The organism is Cryobacterium zongtaii (assembly GCF_002909375.1).
Lineage (GTDB): Bacteria > Actinomycetota > Actinomycetes > Actinomycetales > Microbacteriaceae > Cryobacterium > Cryobacterium zongtaii.
This window is the reverse complement of record NZ_PPXD01000020.1, coordinates 18,405-34,525: the sequence shown is the minus strand read 5'-3', so window position 1 is coordinate 34,525 and position 16,121 is coordinate 18,405. Positions and strand designations below refer to the sequence as shown.

General features: G+C 68.9%; 16 protein-coding genes and 1 pseudogene. 10 read left to right on the top strand and 7 right to left on the bottom strand.

The features are described from left to right. Positions 1-167: 167 nt before the first annotated feature. The 5 genes and pseudogenes from C3B61_RS12495 (at position 168) to C3B61_RS12475 (ending at position 5,561) form a co-directional block, all read left to right on the top strand. Positions 168-1,898 carry a putative bifunctional diguanylate cyclase/phosphodiesterase gene (locus C3B61_RS12495; RefSeq protein ID WP_103461005.1) on the top strand — a complete coding sequence of 577 codons (1,731 nt, stop codon included), beginning with the start codon at positions 168-170 and terminating at the stop codon, positions 1,896-1,898. Positions 1,899-2,026: 128 nt separating this feature from the next. Beyond that, positions 2,027-2,449, top strand: a pseudogene (locus C3B61_RS12490) (VOC family protein). 251 nt (positions 2,450-2,700) lie between these two features. After that, complete coding sequence (locus C3B61_RS12485; RefSeq protein ID WP_103461004.1) at positions 2,701-3,261, top strand: hypothetical protein; 561 nt, start codon at positions 2,701-2,703, stop codon at positions 3,259-3,261. Positions 3,262-3,463: 202 nt separating this feature from the next. Then, the gene (gene ligD, locus C3B61_RS12480; protein WP_103461003.1) at positions 3,464-4,486 is read left to right on the top strand and encodes a non-homologous end-joining DNA ligase; all 1,023 of its coding nucleotides are present in this window, start codon (positions 3,464-3,466) and stop codon (positions 4,484-4,486) included. Positions 4,487-4,553: 67 nt separating this feature from the next. After that, the gene (locus C3B61_RS12475) at positions 4,554-5,561 is read left to right on the top strand and encodes a CPBP family intramembrane glutamic endopeptidase (protein WP_103461002.1); all 1,008 of its coding nucleotides are present in this window, start codon (positions 4,554-4,556) and stop codon (positions 5,559-5,561) included. A 42-nt stretch (positions 5,562-5,603) separates the two neighbouring features. Here C3B61_RS12475 and C3B61_RS12470 read toward each other — a convergent pair whose 3' ends face one another. Together C3B61_RS12470 and C3B61_RS12465 are read right to left on the bottom strand one after the other, a co-directional pair. Beyond that, positions 5,604-6,128 carry a dihydrofolate reductase gene (locus tag C3B61_RS12470; protein WP_240632434.1) on the bottom strand — a complete coding sequence of 175 codons (525 nt, stop codon included), beginning with the start codon at positions 6,126-6,128 and terminating at the stop codon, positions 5,604-5,606. Beyond that, positions 6,118-6,942, bottom strand: coding sequence for a thymidylate synthase (locus C3B61_RS12465; RefSeq protein WP_103461001.1), 825 nt, complete (start codon positions 6,940-6,942; stop codon positions 6,118-6,120). Before C3B61_RS12465 ends, C3B61_RS12470 begins: the two co-directional genes overlap by 11 nt. A gap of 80 nt (positions 6,943-7,022) precedes the next feature. Between C3B61_RS12465 and C3B61_RS12460 the strand changes: the two genes are divergently transcribed. Beyond that, positions 7,023-7,757, top strand: coding sequence for a glutamine amidotransferase (locus C3B61_RS12460; protein ID WP_103461000.1), 735 nt, complete (start codon positions 7,023-7,025; stop codon positions 7,755-7,757). A gap of 4 nt (positions 7,758-7,761) precedes the next feature. On the opposite strand, the gene C3B61_RS12455 is transcribed toward C3B61_RS12460, so the two are convergent. Together C3B61_RS12455 and C3B61_RS12450 are read right to left on the bottom strand one after the other, a co-directional pair. Then, on the bottom strand, positions 7,762-8,415 hold the full coding sequence (locus C3B61_RS12455; protein WP_103460999.1) for a LuxR C-terminal-related transcriptional regulator: 654 nt from the start codon (positions 8,413-8,415) through the stop codon (positions 7,762-7,764). Then, entirely contained in the window at positions 8,412-9,758 is a 1,347-nt protein-coding gene (locus C3B61_RS12450; protein WP_244285928.1) for an ATP-binding protein, read from the bottom strand. The genes C3B61_RS12455 and C3B61_RS12450 overlap by 4 nt, the downstream gene beginning before the upstream one ends. Before the next feature lie 113 nt (positions 9,759-9,871). On the opposite strand from C3B61_RS12450, the gene C3B61_RS12445 reads away from it, so the two are divergent. Both C3B61_RS12445 and C3B61_RS12440 read left to right on the top strand, forming a co-directional pair. Then, the gene (locus tag C3B61_RS12445; RefSeq protein WP_165791164.1) at positions 9,872-11,422 is read left to right on the top strand and encodes a PspC domain-containing protein; all 1,551 of its coding nucleotides are present in this window, start codon (positions 9,872-9,874) and stop codon (positions 11,420-11,422) included. A gap of 27 nt (positions 11,423-11,449) precedes the next feature. Further along, complete coding sequence (locus tag C3B61_RS12440; RefSeq protein ID WP_103460997.1) at positions 11,450-11,728, top strand: hypothetical protein; 279 nt, start codon at positions 11,450-11,452, stop codon at positions 11,726-11,728. 39 nt (positions 11,729-11,767) lie between these two features. On the opposite strand, the gene C3B61_RS12435 is transcribed toward C3B61_RS12440, so the two are convergent. After that, positions 11,768-12,181: an ASCH domain-containing protein gene (locus C3B61_RS12435; protein WP_165791163.1), complete on the bottom strand. Its 414-nt coding sequence runs from the start codon at positions 12,179-12,181 to the stop codon at positions 11,768-11,770. 174 nt (positions 12,182-12,355) lie between these two features. Between C3B61_RS12435 and C3B61_RS12430 the strand changes: the two genes are divergently transcribed. Beyond that, positions 12,356-12,571 (top strand): PLDc N-terminal domain-containing protein, encoded by a 216-nt coding sequence (locus tag C3B61_RS12430; RefSeq protein ID WP_088455915.1) that lies wholly within the window; start codon positions 12,356-12,358, stop codon positions 12,569-12,571. 38 nt (positions 12,572-12,609) lie between these two features. On the opposite strand, the gene C3B61_RS12425 is transcribed toward C3B61_RS12430, so the two are convergent. After that, complete coding sequence (locus C3B61_RS12425) at positions 12,610-13,191, bottom strand: dihydrofolate reductase family protein (protein WP_103460995.1); 582 nt, start codon at positions 13,189-13,191, stop codon at positions 12,610-12,612. A gap of 55 nt (positions 13,192-13,246) precedes the next feature. After that, complete coding sequence (locus C3B61_RS12420; RefSeq protein ID WP_103461136.1) at positions 13,247-14,293, bottom strand: ATP-dependent DNA ligase; 1,047 nt, start codon at positions 14,291-14,293, stop codon at positions 13,247-13,249. A gap of 110 nt (positions 14,294-14,403) precedes the next feature. On the opposite strand from C3B61_RS12420, the gene C3B61_RS12415 reads away from it, so the two are divergent. Continuing rightward, the gene (locus C3B61_RS12415; RefSeq protein ID WP_103460994.1) at positions 14,404-16,113 is read left to right on the top strand and encodes an AMP-binding protein; all 1,710 of its coding nucleotides are present in this window, start codon (positions 14,404-14,406) and stop codon (positions 16,111-16,113) included. Positions 16,114-16,121: the final 8 nt, after the last annotated feature.

The following is a 16,121-nucleotide window of genomic DNA, read 5'->3' as shown; positions in this document are numbered from 1 at the left end:
CCGACCTTCGGTAGCTGTGGATGTCGGTGTCCCTCCCTGGTCATCGCTCAGCGGCCCGGTGACCTGCACCTCGATGTGGCCGTTTTGGGGGTGCGCGGAACCTTAACGCGCGGCAAACGGCGGCGAGCGGGTTTTGTGACACCCAGTCGCTCCGGTATTGATTTTGTATGAGCTTAGAATTTCCGCCTGTAGCCCGGGAACTGCATGCTGACCGGCCCGTCAGCGTCGGCGAACTGGCCACACCCGCCCGACTGGTACCGGGAGACACCCCGCTGGCCGACATCGACCGGACTTTCCGGGCCGAGCGCCAGCTCCGCTCCCTGGTCGTGCACGACGGTGAACGATACGCGCTGTTGTCGCGCGAGCACGTGGAGTACACGCTCACCGGGCGACTCGGCTACGGACGGGGGTTGCACGTGAGGTCAACCGCGGCGCAGATGGTGTCGGAGAATTCCTTCTCGCTGCCGGGAAACCTCGAACTCGGCCACGCCGCCCAGCGCATCCTCGCCCTGCCGGAGGAGTCCCGATATCGGGACGTGCTGGTACTCACCGATGCCGGGCCCGGTGTTGTCGCGGTGTCCCAGCTGTTCGAGCGGCTGTCGTCCGACTTCCGCTACGCCGCACTGCACGATTCCCTCACCGGACTGGCCAACCGGCGCCAGCTTGAGGAGCGGGGCTCGACGTTCACCGCGGATGACCTGGCCGGCGTGGCCGTGTTGTTCATCGACCTTGACGGGTTCAAGGCCGTGAACGACACCTTCGGACATCGGGCCGGCGACGAGGTCCTCGTCGAATTCGCCGACCGGCTGCGCAGGCTGGTGCGTCCCACGGATGTTCTGGCCCGGCTGGGTGGGGACGAATTCGCGGCGCTTCTGGTGAACGTGACGGAGGCCCAGGCCCTCGACGTCGCGGACCGAGTGCTGATCAGTGCCACCGCACCGTTCCCGAGCGACGGCCACCTGCTGCACGTATCCGCGTCGGTAGGTGTCTCGATGGCCGTCGACGTGGTCGACGAACTGGAGCTGAACCAGCTCGACGCGCTGCTCAGACACGCCGACGGAGCAATGATCAAGGCCAAACAGTCCGGCAAACGCCAAGTGGCAAGGCTCGACGGACAGGGCGCCGCGCCGATCACCCGGAACGCGCTCATCCGCCGTCGGCTCACGGCGGCGTTCGAATCCCGCACCTTCGCACTGAACTATCAACCGCAACTGGACCTGGTCACGGGAGACTGCTCCGCCGTCGAGGCTCTGCTGCGCTGGAACGACAGGGTGCTGGGTGAGGTGTCGCCGGCCGAGTTCATCCCGATCACGGAGCTGTCCGGCGACATCCACCGCATCGGTGAGTGGGTGATCGACCAGGCGTGCGCCCAGGCGCGCCAGTGGCTGGATGCGGGTGAGCCACGCAGCATCGCGATCAATGTGTCGCCGCTGCAGCTGGCCGCCCGCACCCTGGTTCCGCAGGTGCTCGCGGCACTCGCCGCCCATGGGGTGCCCGCGGAGCTGCTGCAGATTGAGATCACCGAGGGGTCCGCGATCACCGACCTGCCGCGGGCGATCGGCCAGCTGCAGGCGTTGCGGGACGCGGGCCTGAGCATCGCGCTCGACGACTACGGAACCGGGTACTCGTCGCTGGCGATGTTGCGTGACCTCCCACTGACAACCGTGAAGATCGACAAGACCTTCATCGACACGATCGAGGACTCGCCCCAGGACGCGCTTCTGGTGGGTGGGGTCATCGACACGGCCCACGCGCTGGGCCTGCGGGTGACCGCTGAGGGGGTGGAACGTCCCGGCCAGTTGCACCTGCTTCGGGCCATGGGCTGCGACACCGCACAGGGCTACCTGATCTCGCGGCCCGTGCCCGCCGAGCTGCTGCCGGTGGCGCAGCCGTGCTGACGCGAACGGCCTGATGCGGCGCACACCTCGCGCATCTGCGCCGTCCGGTTGATAATCGGCAGCGTACGCAGACGCACCTTCCACCACCGATGGCACGGGCAGCGAGGTCCGGGCAGCGAGGAGACATCATGAGCACGAAGCTCAACCCCTATCTCGGATTTCGTGACAACGCCAAGGAGGCGATGGAGTTCTACCACTCGATCTTCGGCGGCGAATTGACGCGCAGCACGTTCGCGGAATACCAGGCCAGCGAGGACCCGAGCGAGCAGGACAAGACCATGCACGCGGCGCTCACCACCCCGAACGGCCTGTCGTTGATGGCGGCGGACACCCCGAACGCCATGGAGTACACGCCCGGCAACAACTACTCGGTCTCGCTCAGCGGCGACAGTGACGACGCCACAGTCTTGCGCGCCTAGTGGGACCGGCTTGTCGACGGCGGATCGGTGACGATGCCGCTGGAGGTCGCGCCGTGGGGCGATAGTTTCGGCATGTGCGTCGACAAGTTCGGAGTGGCCTGGATGGTCAACATCGCGGGGGCCGCGCAATAGGTCGCGCACTAGGCTCGACCGGTCCGACCACCCCGAACTGGGGTGGTCGGTTCTGGGTGTTCGCGGGCTGCCGTCGATAGCCTAAGCACATGGCGACATCTCGGGGGAGATCCATTGTTCGTGCACGTTTATTCGTTCTGATCGGGGCTTTGGCAGTGGCGCTCACGGGCTGCGCCGGGGAGGGATCGGCAGGCACCGCGGCCTCGCCAGAGCCGTCACAGACATCCGTCGCCAGCCCGACCGCAACGCCGGTGCCGACGGAAACACCCGCACCCGCGGCCGCCGCCACCGTCACCGGAATCGTTGTGACGCCCGAGGCCATGCAGGTGACCTCGAGCGACGAAAGCGTGGTGTCCTTCAGCTACTTCGACCCGATCGAGGACGTCGTCGCCGCCCTGACCGCGGCCTTCGGCGTCGACCCGGTCGTGGACAGGGAGTATCCCACCGTCGAGCCCGGCCCCCAGACCCGCTACGACTGGCCAGGGCTGCGGATAGTGGACGAGGACTGGCCCGCCACGGCGCCGCTGGACTCGAACTACTACGTCGTTCTCGAGGCGCCGGAACTGAACGGCGTGTCACTGACGACGATAGACGGTATCCAGATCGGCGACTCGGCGCTTGCGCTCGCCGATCAGTATCCGCACACCGTGACCGACGAGGACAGCTTCACCGTGTTCGTCGGCGGGGTCGCTATCCCCAGAAGCGACGCGAATCCACGAGACAACTCGTCGATCTCGGTGTGGGTGTCGACCGACAATCCCGAGCGCACGATCACCAGCATCTCCTCGCCGGCCGAGGACTACGGCGTCTGACCTCGCTCAGATGAACAGTGTCGTGGTCGGCTCCGAGGGTTCGCCGAGCAACGTTGTGACGCCGCCGAGGTCGACGCCGGGCATCAGGTCGGATTCGGCGCCGCGCGAAGACATCCGCGAGCTGGGAGACAAGCCCCAGAAATCGCGAATTTCTGAGGCTTGACTCACGGTTCGCGGGGGAGATCCGGGTTAGGTTGGGCGCATGGCGAGTGAAGCGACGGAGCTTGTTGTCCAAGGGCCACACGGCGAAAGAGTCATGCGCGTCTCCAGCCCGAGCCGGGTGCTCTGGCCGGAGGTCGGCATCACCAAACTCGACCTGGCCGAGTACCTCGTGGCGGTGGGGGAGTCCTTCGTCGCCGCGAACGGCGACCGCCCGGTGTCGCTGCAACGGTTTCCGGGCGGCATCGACGGCGAACAGTTCTTCTCGAAGAACCCGCCCAAGGGCGCCCCCGAGTTCGTGCGGGCGGTGCCGGTGGTCTATCCGAGCGGGCGCACCCATCCGCAGCTCGTGATCGACGAACCGGCCGGTGCCGTCTGGGCGGTGCAGATGAACACCGTGGTCTTTCACCCCTGGCCATCGCGGGCAGAGGACACCGACAACCCCGACCAGCTGCGTATCGACCTCGACCCGCAGCCAGGCACCGACTTCGACGACGCCATCCCGGTGGCCATCGAGCTGCGTGCCGTGCTCGCCGAGGCGGGCCTCACCGCGTTCGTCAAGACCTCCGGCAACCGCGGCCTGCACGTCTTCGCGCCCATCGAGCCGACCCGCGAGTTCCAGGTGGTGCGGCACGCGGTGATCGCGGCCGCCCGCGAGGTCGAACGGCGGATGCCGACGACTGTCACCACGAACTGGTGGAAGGAAGAGCGCGGGGCCCGCATCTTCGTGGACTTCAACCAGGCGAACCGGGACCGCACCATGGCCGGTGCCTACAGCCCGCGGGCGCTCGCCCATGCGCCGGTGTCGTGCCCGATCACCTGGGACGAACTGGGGAGCACCGACCCCAAGGCGCACACCATCCTGACCGTGCCGAAGCGCCTGCAGAGCACCGGCGATCCCTGGGCGCAGATGCACGAGAAGCCGGGCCGTATCGACGTATTGCTTGAGTGGTGGGAACGCGACCTGGCCGCCGGGCTGGGCGAGCTGCCCTTCCCGCCGGACTATCCCAAGATGCCCGGCGAACCCCCGCGGGTACAACCCAGCCGGGCCCGCCAGGACCCGTAGCGCGGCTCCCGGCATCTCCGCCGAGCGACGGATGTCGGCCGGTCGGTTGCTGACTAGCGTTGCAGCCATGAGCACACCAACCCTCAGCGATCCACAACCCTCGACCACCGCGGCGGCGGTTCCATTTCCGGATCGGGTGCCGTGGACCGCGGTGGCGGTGTTCGTGATTCTGGCGTGCGGCCTCGCCTGGCTGGTGGCCCTCCCGCTCTGGCTGGACGGCAGCGGACTGGCCAACCCGCTCGCCGCACTCCTGCTGCCGGTCATGATGTTCACCCCCGGCATCGCCGCGCTCTTCGTGGTGCTCGTGGTGCAGCGCCCCCGCCCCCGATCCATCCCGGAGTACCTCGGCCTGTGGCCGTTGCGCCCGCTCAAACGCACTCTCTGGATGACCGTGTTCGGCCTTCTCGGCAGTGCCCTGCTGGTGATCACGGGCGTATTCCTCGCCGCGGCGCTCGGGCTCGTGCAGCTTGATCTTGTGACCTTCTCCGGCTTCGCGCAGGTGCTGCAGGACGCCGATCCCGCCGGGACGGCCGCACCGTCCTCGGTTCCGGTTGGGGTCATCGTGCTCCTGCAATTGCTGACGCTCCCGGTGGCCGCGATCTTCAACGGTCTCTTCGCGCTGGGCGAAGAGATCGGCTGGCGCGGCTGGCTGCTGCCGTCCCTGCGCCCGCTGGGCACCTGGCCGGCCTTGCTGATCAGCGGGGCGGTCTGGGGGTTCTGGCACAGCCCGGTGATCCTGCTCGGCTACAACTTCGCCCAGCCCAACCTGCTCGGCGTCGCCCTCATGATCGGGGGCTGCATGTTCTATGGCGTCCTGATCGGCTGGCTGCGGCTCCGCACCGGCTCGGTGTGGCCGGCGGTCTTCGCACACGGCGCATACAATGCCGCCGCGGGCTTCCTGTTCCTGGTGGCCGTTGACGGCACCTCCGCCGACCCTGTGGTGCTCGGCCCTCTGGGCTGGGTGGCCTGGATCGTGATGGCCGTTGTCATCGCGGTGCTCGCGCTCACCGGACAGTTCCGGATTCAGCCGGCCCTGCAGCGTCGGGCGCGTCAGCTGGCGCCGGCCGACCGCTAGGCGCACGTTCACCGGGCGTGTGTTGCGGCGCCCTGGCGGTGGCTAGGCGGGTTCGCGATGGTAGCTCACGAAGCGGTAGCGGAGGTCTGTGCGGGAGGTCTGCCACTCGGTGACGGCGGTCTGCGTGAACGCGGCGTCGATCACCGGAGCCAGGGTGTCTCCGACGGGTTCGGCGTCGACCTCGGTGACCTCGAGATGATCGGCCAGCGGCATGGCCTGGCGATAGATCTCGCCGCCACCGATGATCCAGACGCGTTGGGGGGCGGCAGCGGACTCCTGGGCGGCCCAGTCCAGCGCGGCCGTCAGGGAGTGCAGCACGGTGGCGCCTTCGGCGACCCAGTCCTCCTGGCGGGTGACGACGATATTGTCGCGCCCGGCCAGCGGGCGGAACCGTTCCGGCAGCGAGTCCCAGGTGCGGCGGCCCATGATCACGGCGCCGCCGAGGGTGAGCTCCTTGAACCGGATGAGGTCCTCGGGCAGTCGCCAGGGGATGCTGCCGGCGTCGCCGATGACCCCGTTGACCGCCTGCGCCCAGATCAACCCGATCCGGGCGTCCTCAGACGGCAACTGGAGCCTTGATCGCGGGGTGGTGCACGTAGTCGACGACCTCGAGGTCCTCGAACTCGTAGTCGAAGATGCTGTCGCGCTCGGTGGTGATCTTCAGCTGGGGCGCCGGGAACGGGGCGCGGCGCAGCTGCTCGGTGACCTGTTCGAGGTGGTTGGAGTAGATATGGCAGTCGCCGCCGGTCCAGATGAAGTCGCCGACCTCGAGGCCGGTCTGCGCGGCGACGAGGTGGGTGAGCAGCGCGTAGCTGGCGATGTTGAACGGCACGCCGAGGAACAGGTCGGCGCTGCGCTGGTAGAGCTGGCAGGAGAGCTTGCCGTCGGCCACATAAAACTGGAACAGGGCGTGGCACGGTGCCAGGGCCATCTCGGGGATGTCGGCGACGTTCCAGGCCGAGACGATGATCCGACGGGAGTCCGGGTCGGTCTTGAGGGTCTCGATGACCTGGGCGATCTGATCGATGTGGCCGCCGGCCGGGGTGGGCCAGGAGCGCCACTGCACGCCGTAGACCGGGCCGAGTTCACCCTGCTCGTCGGCCCACTCGTTCCAGATGCGCACGCCGTGCTCCTTGAGCCAGCCCACATTGCTCTCACCGCGCAGGAACCAGAGCAGCTCGTAGGCCAGCGATGGGAAGTGCACCCGCTTGGTGGTGATCAGCGGGAAGCCCTGGCTGAGGTCGAAGCGCAGCTGGGCGCCGAACACGCTCAGCGTGCCGGTGCCGGTGCGGTCGGCCTTGGTGGCGCCGGTTTCCAGAACCAAACGCAACAGGTCTTCGTACGGGGTGGCGATCGGGCTGGTCTCGGCTCGAGTGTTCATCGACTCAAATCTACAGGGCGATGCCAGAAGACGGGAGTCACATCCGGTGCCCTGGCCGCCAGACTCGGTAGCATGGGGCGGTGAAGCCCTTTCTGCTGCTGGCGACCCGTTCCGAGGATGAAGCCGCCGACGACGAGTACGCCGGCTTCCTGGCCGCCGGCGGCCTGCTGCCCGAGCAGCTGCACAGGGTGCGCCTCGAGGCCGCCCCGATGCCGCCGATCACCCTCGCCGACTACTCCGGCGTGATCGTGGGCGGCAGCCCGTTCAACGCGAGCGACGCCGACGAGACCAAGTCGGCGGTGCAGCACCGCGTCGAAGGCGAACTCGCCGGCCTACTCGACGACGTGGTGGCCCAGGACTTCCCCTTCCTCGGCGCCTGCTACGGCATCGGCCTGCTCACCAGCTACCTCGACGGCGTCGTCGACGACACCTGGTCGGAGGTGGCCGGACCCATCGTGGTGAGCCTCACGCCCGAGGGCAGCGCCGACCAGCTCTTCGGCCGGATCACCCCGACCTTCGAAGCCTTCGTCGGTCACAAGGAGGCCTGCACGGTGCTGCCGACCGGTGCAATGCTGCTGGCCACGGGGGAGGACTGCCCGGTTCAGGCGTTCAGGATCGGCCGGAACGTCTACGCCACCCAGTTCCATCCGGAACTCACCCAGGCCGGCATCCTCACCAGGCTGCGGGTCTACCACGACAACGGCTACTTCGAGCCGGATGCCTATGACGAGGTCATCGCCGCCATCGATGCCTCGACGGTGACCGAGCCGGCCACCATCATGAAGGCCTTCGTGGAGCGGTTCGGCACGGCCTAACCCTCTAGAGCAGTTTGCGCGCCGTGGCCCACGCCGTGAGTTCGTGCCGGCTGGAGAGCTGCAGCTTGCGGAGCACCGCTGACACGTGGGTCTCCACGGTCTTGGGGGAGATGAAGAGCGCACTGGCGACCTCCTTGTAGGCGTAACCGCGGGCGATCAGCCGCATCACCTCTTGCTCTCTGGCCGAAAGCCTGTCGAGCTCGTCGGTGGTCGCCGCGGTCTCGCCGGCGACCGCGCCGAAGGCATCCAGCACAAAACCGGCCAGGCGCGGCGAGAAGACGGCGTCCCCGCCGGCCACCCGGCGGGCGGCTTCCGATACCTCGGCCCCTGACGCGCTCTTGGTGATGTATCCGCGGGCACCGGCACGGATGACCGTGACGACGTCGTCGGCCGCATCCGACACGCTCAGGGCCAGGAACAGCGTCGACGGAGCCAGCGGCGCGGCGGCCCGGATCACTTCGGCGCCGCCACCGCCGGTGCCACCGGGCAGGTGCACGTCGAGCAGCACCACCCGCGGCTGGGTGGCGACGACCACCGCGATGGCCTCGTCGACCGTCGCCGCCTCGCCGAGCACCCGCAGCGCCGGGTCCAGCTCCGAGCGCAGCCCGGACCGGAAGATCGAGTGGTCGTCAACGATCACGACGGTGAGGTCATTCATGGGGTGTCTTCCTGGATGTCGAGGGGGAGGGAGAGCCGGATCTCGGTGCCGGTGCCACCCGGGCCGGGGCTTACCGAGGCGGTGCCGCCGGCCCGCTGCATGCGGGCCAGGATCGACTCGCGCACGCCCATGCGGTCGGCTGGGATGTCACCGATCGTGAAGCCCGGCCCGCGGTCGGTGACACTGACCTCGATGGCGGTCGGCGACGACTCCACGTACACCGACACACTGCCGCCGGCGTGCCTTGCGGCGTTGAGGATTGCTTCGCGTGCGGCCGCGAGCAGGGCCTCGGGCACCTCCCGGTCGACGGAGCCGACCGCGACGACGTCCACGTGTACCGCATAGTCGCGTTCGACGGTGGTCGCGATACCGCGCAGCTCCGCGGCCAGGTCGACCGGACCGTTCGCGGCCCCGGTGAACAGCCAGTCCCGCAGATCGCGTTCCTGGGCGCGGGCGAGCCTGGCGGCATCCGAGTGCGGGCCCGCCTTCTGCTGGATGAGAGCAAGGGTCTGCAGCACCGAATCGTGCAGGTGCGCGGCCATCTCGGCCCGGCCGGCCTCCCTCTCGCGTGCCGCCCGCTCGTCGGAGAGGTCGCGGGTGAGCCGCACCGCCCAGGGGGCCACGACCACGGCGACCCCGACGAGCACCGACATGGCCGCCACGACGACGGTCCAGACGTTGGGGTTCTCGCTGGTGACGAAGAACAGCAGGATGCCCAGCGCCACCAGGACCAGCGCCCCGAGGGCTCGCACCAGCATGCCGGAGCTGCGGGGACCGGCGCCGCTGCGCAGCTCGGCGAACTGGCGCCAGGCCAGCCCGGTGCCCGCCAGTGCCACGATCGCGGGGATGATGGCGTCCAACGGCAGGTCGGCGCCGAGCCGGTTGGCGATCAACGCGCCGGCCGTACCGACCAGCGCGAGCCCCAGCAGGATCTCGGTGACCGGCGCGCGACGGGGCTCCGCGGAGCCGGCCTCCGCCTCCGGCCCTGCCGTTCCGACGGCCGGACCCGACGTCGCACCGGCGGACGGGGCGCCCGGCGGGGTGCGCGCATCGGGCAGGGTCACGGTGGAGCCGGTGAGCGCGGCCTTGGGCAGGAGGTCCCGGCGCGGGGCACTGCCGGCCGCGCCATCCGCCGATTCGTCGGGGGTCGTGGCCCACAGCCAGCCGTAGAGCAGCACCCCGGCGCCGCCGCAGAGGGCCAGTACGAAGGTCACGGTGCGCACAAAGGTGACGGGCAGGCCGGAGTGCCGGGCGAACCCCGCGCACACGCCGGCCACGATGCGCAGGCGTGGCCGCACGAGGTGCCCGGTGAAACGGGTGTCGGTGGGACGCAGGTCGGTCACAGCACCATCCAAGCACCCATGGGCTGCTCGCTCGCACCCCGAACCGCTTCGTCAGGGTGCAATCAGGGTCTTCCCCCATGGTCGGCCGCACCGCACGGCAGCAAGATGGAGTCATGACCGAGACACCGTCCTACAACCCGCCGCCGACCCCGTACGGCGCTCCAAGCGCCACCCGGCCGCCCCAGGCCCCTGGCGGCGCCGCGTTCTTCGACTGGGTGCGTGGCCTCGGCTTCGTGCGTGGACAGGATCGTTGGCTGGCCGGCGTCTGCGGGGCCGTCGCGGCACGCACCGGTCTCGACCCGTTGATCGTGCGCGGCATCGCCGTCGTGGTCGCCATCCTCGGTGGCCCGATCTTCTTCCTGTACGCGGTGGGCTGGGCGTTGATGCCCGATGAGTCCGGTCGCAGCCTGGTGGAGCAAGCCGCCCGGCAGATCTTCGAACCCGCCATGATCGCCGTCGGTGTGCTGCTGTTTCTCACCTTCGTCCCGTGGATGCAGGGAATCTGGTGGCAGGGACCGCCAGAGGTCTGGGGGATGCCCGGCTGGCTGGAGGTGCTGCTGCGCACCAGCTGGGCCATCGGACTCACCGCGGGCATCATCGTGCTGGTGATCTACATCGCCAAGCGAGTGCCGTCGCCGCGTAACCAGCCGGCTGGCGGCAAGGGCGCCGGGGTGTACCAGCCCAGCACCGCGCCGCAGCCGGGCACAGCGCAGCCTGGCGCGGCTCAGCCGAGCGCGGCTCAGCCGACCGCTCAGTCCGAGTCAGCTGGTGCGTCCCAGCCGACCCCCACCGCGACCTTCATCCCGCCGATTCCGCCGGTGCCGGAGCCGCCCGCCGCCGGCCCGTCACTCTGGGACGACCTGACGGGCAAAACCAGCGCGGCCGGTTCAGCGCCGTACGGATCAGCGCCGCACGGATCAGCGCCGTACGGCTCTGCGCCCTATGGGTCCGCCGCCCCGTACGGGACGGACCCCGGCCAGTCTGCTCCGGCGTCCACCTTCGACCCGCACAGCTACCGGGCGATCCAGCGCCGCAAGCACCTCGGCGCCGGCTTCATCTCCGTCGTCGCCGGTCTCGCCCTCAGCGCGGGAGCCGTTGCGGCATCCTTCGTTGCCGACGGGGCCTGGTCGAACAGCGCCTTCCTGGTGGGTGCCTCCGCCGCGCTCGCCGTGATCGCCCTGGGCATCGTCGTCGCCGGAGTGCGGGGCAAGGAGGGCGGCTGGCTGAACTTCTTCAGCATCGTCCTGGCCGGCGCCATGGCCTGGACCGCCGTCATCCCGGTGGGAACCGATGTGGTCCCCGTCGGCGATCCCACCTGGCAGTACACCACCAGCAGCCCCAACGGCTTCGCGATGTTCGCCGGCGCACCCGTGATCGATCTGACGGATGTCGACACCGCGCCGGCCGGCGCCGACCACACCGTCGATGTCTGGATCGCGTTCGGCGACGTTGAGCTGCTGCTGCCCGACAACCGCACCGTGGCCGTCGAGGCCAGCAGCCTCGCCGGCGGGGTGGATTACACGGGAATGGACGATCTCGACAGGGGCGGCGTGCTGTTCCACGACTCCCGCGTCGTGGCCGAGGGCCGCGGCACCGGCGTCACGACAGTCCGGGTCTGGACGCTCTTCGGCCAGGTCACCATCAACCAACCGGCACTGCGGTAGCCGGCACTGAGCTCGTAGGAGAACACCATGACCGACCCGAACAGCCCCACCGAAACCACGCCGCTGAAGACCTCACCGGCGTCAGAGACTTCCTCCCCGACGCCTGACCGGCTGCCCAGACAACGACCGCTCTTCGCGACCATCCTCTGGGGCGCCCTGATGCTCGCGCTCGCGGCGTTCATGGCGGCCCGTGAGTTGGTGCCGGGTGGGTTCGACCTGGTCACCTGGCTTCTCACGGCTGTCGTGGGCATTGGGCTCCTGCTCGTGGTGGCCGGTATCATCGCTGCCTCCCGTCGCGCCGGCTGATGATGCCCCAGGACCGCGCGCATTTCCAGCCCCGACGAGCTAAAAGACCCTGAACACCTTGCTGATCACGGGTTCATCATCCGTCAGCTGCCAGTCGGGCTCGCCGAGGTGCTTGCGGACGGCGGGAACCAGGGTCTCCCAGTAGTCGCGGTGCACGGTGCGCCAGTGCTCGAGCGTCGGCGCTTCGTGCTGCGCCTGCTCGAGGGTGACCTCACGAACCGTGGTCTCCACCACCTCGAGGATCTCGAGCACGGCGACCCGGGTGTTGGCGGAGTCGACCAGGGCGTAGAGCGAGCCCACGGTGGGCAGCGCCTCATCGGTCATCTCGTAGGCGACCCGCAGGTTGGAGGAGCCGGTCTTCGCCCCGGTCATGACCAGGGCCACCATCAGTTCGCGGAACTCGCTCGGTTCACCGAACACGAGCGGGGGAAGGGTGTCGATATCGGCGATCATGGTGGCTTTCTTACGCGGGCGCCCGCGTCTACGCGCGCGAGAGGGGAACACCAGCATAAGCGGCACTGACAGCTCAATGTCCCGGCGCGTCGCGCGAGCGGTGCGCCGGTGGCATGATGCGACTAACGCGCTCCGCCAGTTCCGGTGCCTGCGCGGCAACGATGGGAGAAAACCATGGCATCACGGAAGTGGAGCGAGATGACCGGAGGCCAGAAATCCGGCGTCATCGCCGGCGGTCTCGTGCAGCTGGTTCTGGCCGGACTCGCCTGGAGCGACCTGGCGCACCGGCCGGCAAAGAAGGTCAACGGACCCAAGGGTGTCTGGGCCGCCGTGATCTCGATCAACTACGCCGGCCCGATCGCCTACTTCATCGCCGGCCGCAAGGACTAGCCACCGAACGATCGTGACCCCGCGGTGCCGGTGATCGGTCAGCGGCGCATCCGAAAGCGCAGGTGGAGCACCCGGGTGCCCTGAATCACCACGTCCGGATCCTCCAACAGGTGCTGTGCGTGCACCGACCCGAAGTAGCGCTTGCCGGACCCGAACACGACGGGGACGACGTCCATGCGCACCTCGTCGACCAGGCCCGCGGCGAGCACCTGGCCACCGACATCGCCGGCGGCGACCTCGACGATGCGGTCACCCGCGAGCTCCCGCGCCGTGGCCACGGCTGCCTCGACCCCGTCGACGAAGTGAAACGGCGCCTCGGCAGCCCAGCCCTCTGGCTTCGGCCGGTGCGTCACCACGACCACGTGGTCGACCCCGCCCGGAGGCATCCCGTCCCAGCCGTCCGTGATGTCGAAGACGTGACGGCCGACGATCGTCACCCCGATCTGGTCCCAGTAGGGCCGGATGTAGTCGTAGGACGTCTGCGACACCGTCACCGCGCCGCTCTCGTCCACCGGGACGTCACCGCCGGACAGCCAGTCGAACAGCGGTCCGGGCTGGTCGTTCTCGTCCGCGATGAAGCCGTCCACCGACACCGAGCTGTACATGACCACCGTGCTCACGGGGCTCTCCTTTGGTTGGGGGTGCGCCAGACGTCACACCCGGTCATCCGGCCGGTCAGTCCAGCACGTCGCCGAGGTCGTAGTCGATCGGCCGTTCCAGCTGGTCGAAGGTGCAGGACCGGGCGTCCCGGTCCGGGCGCCACCGCTCGAACTGCACGGTGTGCCGAAACCTCTCGCCCTCCATGTGGTCGTACCGCACCTCGAGCACGCGGCTGGGCTGCAACCGCACGAAGGAGGTGTCCTTGTTCGCCGAGAACCGGTTGCGCTCGGTCTCCCCGGTGACCACGGCGCCCTCCTCGTCGCGGAGCACCAGCGGTTCCAACTCGTCGATCAGCCGCAGCCGCCAGGCATCGCTGAACGCGGATGCGCCGCCGACGCTGTGCAGTTCACCGTCGTCGCCGTAGAGGCCGAGTAGCAGCGATCCCACACCGCTGCCGCTCACGTGCGTGCGGTAGCCCAACAGCACGACATCGGCCGAGCGGTGGTGTTTCACCTTGAACATCGACCGCTTGCCCGGCGCGTACACGGCCGCGAGCGGCTTGGCGACGATGCCGTCAAGGCCCGCGCCCTCGAACTCGATCAGCCACCTTCGGGCCAGGGCGACATCCCGCGTGGTTCGGGTGAGGTGGATGGGGTCGCCGAGGTCGCCGATCAGGTCTTCGAGGGCCGCCCGGCGGTCGACGAACGGGGTGTCGAGCAGGCTGTGACCATTGCGAGAGAGCAGGTCGAAGGCGACGAAGGTGGCCGGGGTCTCGTCGGCGAGCCGGCGCACCCGGCTGGCCGCCGGGTGGATGCGCTGCGACAGCTGCTCCCAGGAGAGGTGTTCGCTGCCCGGGTCCCCGGTGCGCAGCACGATCTCGCCGTCGAGGACGCAGGGCTCCGGCAGCAGGTCTTCGAACGCGTAGGTGAGTTCGGGGAAGTACCGGGTGAGCATCTTGGATCCGCGGCTGGCGATCGTGCTGCTGGTGCCGTCGAAGGTGACAATGCTGCGGAAGCCGTCCCACTTGGGCTCGTAGCTCAACCCGCCGGGCACACTGTCCGGTTCGGGAACCGTGGCGACGGCCCTGGCGAGCATGGGGGATACGGCTGTTGCGACTGCCATGCCCGCAGTCTGGCCCGCTTCGGCCTGGCCGAACACCCCTTCGTGCACATATTCCCAGCCAGATGGGTGTCCATGCCCGTGGAGGCATCCAGGGTGAGGAAGATGGAACCATGACTGAGCGCCCGAGTACGACCAACTTCCGCCGCGCCCGCGACCAGCTCCTCGAGCTGCGGGCCGACCACCAGGGCGCCGCCGCCGCCTTCGTCTGGCCGGACGTGGGCGACAGCTTCAACTGGGCCACCGACTGGTTCGACGTGATCGCCACCGGCAACAACAAGACCGCCCTGTGGATCGTCGAGGAAGACGGCCGCGAACTGAAGGTCAGCTTCGACGCGATGGTCACCCGCTCCGACCAGGTCGCCACCTGGCTCGTGCAGCACGGCGTCACCCGGGGCGACCACGTCATGCTCATGCTCGGCAACCAGGTGGAGCTGTGGGAGACCATGCTCGCCATCCTGAAGGTCGGCGCGGTCATCCTGCCCACCTCCACGGTGCTCGGCAGCCACGACCTGGCCGACAGGGTGCTGCGCGCCGGCGTGCAGCACGTGATCGCCAACACCCCGGACACCGCCAAGTTCGCCGACGTGCCCGGGGAGTACTCGCGTATCTGCGTCGGCGAGCCGGCAGCGGGCTGGACCGACTACGCCGAGTCGCACCGCGCCGAAGCCGACAAGGTCGACGTCGCGGTATCCTCCACCGACCCGTCGCTGATCTACTTCACCTCCGGCACCACGAGCAAGCCCAAGATGGTGGTGCACAGCCAGACCTCGTACCCGGTCGGGCACCTCACCACGATGTACTGGCTGGGCCTCCGCCCCGATGACGTACACCTGGCAATCAGCTCACCGGGCTGGGGCAAGCACGCCTGGAGCTGCTTCTTCTCGCCGTGGATCGCCGAGGCCACGGTGTTCATCTACAACTACTCGCGATTCAACCCCGCCGCGCTGGCCCACCAGCTGCACCGCGCCGCCGTCAGCACCTTCTGCGCGCCGCCGACGGTGTGGCGCATGCTGATCCAGGCGGATGTCGGCGCCAAGCCGGCGAGTCTGCGCGAGATCCTCTCGGCGGGTGAACCGCTCAACCCCGAGGTCATCAACCAGATTCAGCGCGCCTGGGGTCTGACCATCCGCGACGGCTACGGCCAGACCGAGACCACCGCGATCGTGGGCAACGTGCCCGGCTCGGTCCTCAAGGCCGGTTCGATGGGGCTGCCGCTGCCCGGTGTTGCCGTGGTGCTCGTCGACCCGGTCACCGGGGCCCTCACCGAGGAGGGCGAGATCTGCCTGGACCTCAGCACGCCCGCCGCGAACCTGATGTCCGGCTACCACGGCGACACCCGGCGAAGCGCCGAGGTGCTGCGCGACGGGTACTTCCACACCGGCGACGTCGCCATCCGCGACGAAAACGGCTACCTCACCTTCATCGGTCGCACCGACGACATCTTCAAGTCCTCCGACTACAAGGTCTCGCCGTTCGAGGTGGAGAGCGTGCTGATCGAGCACCCTGCCGTGATGGAGGCCGCCGTTGTGCCCGCCCCCGACGACACCCGGCTGAACATCGCCAAGGCCTATGTGGCCCTTGCGGCGGGCTGGGCGCCGGATGCCGAGACGGCCCTGGCGGTGCTGCGGCACGCCCGCAACGGCCTGCCGCCGTACATGCGGGTGCGCCGGGTGGAGTTCTTCGAGCTGCCCAAGACCAACTCGGGCAAGATCCGCCGGGTGGAGCTGCGGGCGCGGGAGACCGAGGCTGCGGCAGCGAACGTGCGCCTGGCCGATGAGTGGCGCGACGACCAGTTCCCCGAGCTGAAACAGCGGTCCTAGCGGGGAAA

Bases quoted from the DNA above. Each gene is read 5' to 3' on its own strand.
- C3B61_RS12455 (WP_103460999.1), bottom strand. From the start codon at position 8,415: ATGAATGACCTCACCGTCGTGATCGTTGACGACCACTCGATCTTCCGG.
- C3B61_RS12495 (WP_103461005.1), top strand. From the start codon at position 168: ATGAGCTTAGAATTTCCGCCTGTAGCCCGGGAACTGCATGCTGACCGG.
- C3B61_RS12430 (WP_088455915.1), top strand. From the start codon at position 12,356: ATGGCATCACGGAAGTGGAGCGAGATGACCGGAGGCCAGAAATCCGGC.
- C3B61_RS12440 (WP_103460997.1), top strand. From the start codon at position 11,450: ATGACCGACCCGAACAGCCCCACCGAAACCACGCCGCTGAAGACCTCA.
- ligD (WP_103461003.1), top strand. From the start codon at position 3,464: ATGGCGAGTGAAGCGACGGAGCTTGTTGTCCAAGGGCCACACGGCGAA.
- C3B61_RS12435 (WP_165791163.1), bottom strand. From the start codon at position 12,181: ATGATCGCCGATATCGACACCCTTCCCCCGCTCGTGTTCGGTGAACCG.
- C3B61_RS12415 (WP_103460994.1), top strand. From the start codon at position 14,404: ATGACTGAGCGCCCGAGTACGACCAACTTCCGCCGCGCCCGCGACCAG.
- C3B61_RS12465 (WP_103461001.1), bottom strand. From the start codon at position 6,942: ATGAACACTCGAGCCGAGACCAGCCCGATCGCCACCCCGTACGAAGAC.
- C3B61_RS12475 (WP_103461002.1), top strand. From the start codon at position 4,554: ATGAGCACACCAACCCTCAGCGATCCACAACCCTCGACCACCGCGGCG.
- C3B61_RS12445 (WP_165791164.1), top strand. From the start codon at position 9,872: ATGACCGAGACACCGTCCTACAACCCGCCGCCGACCCCGTACGGCGCT.
- C3B61_RS12420 (WP_103461136.1), bottom strand. From the start codon at position 14,293: ATGGCAGTCGCAACAGCCGTATCCCCCATGCTCGCCAGGGCCGTCGCC.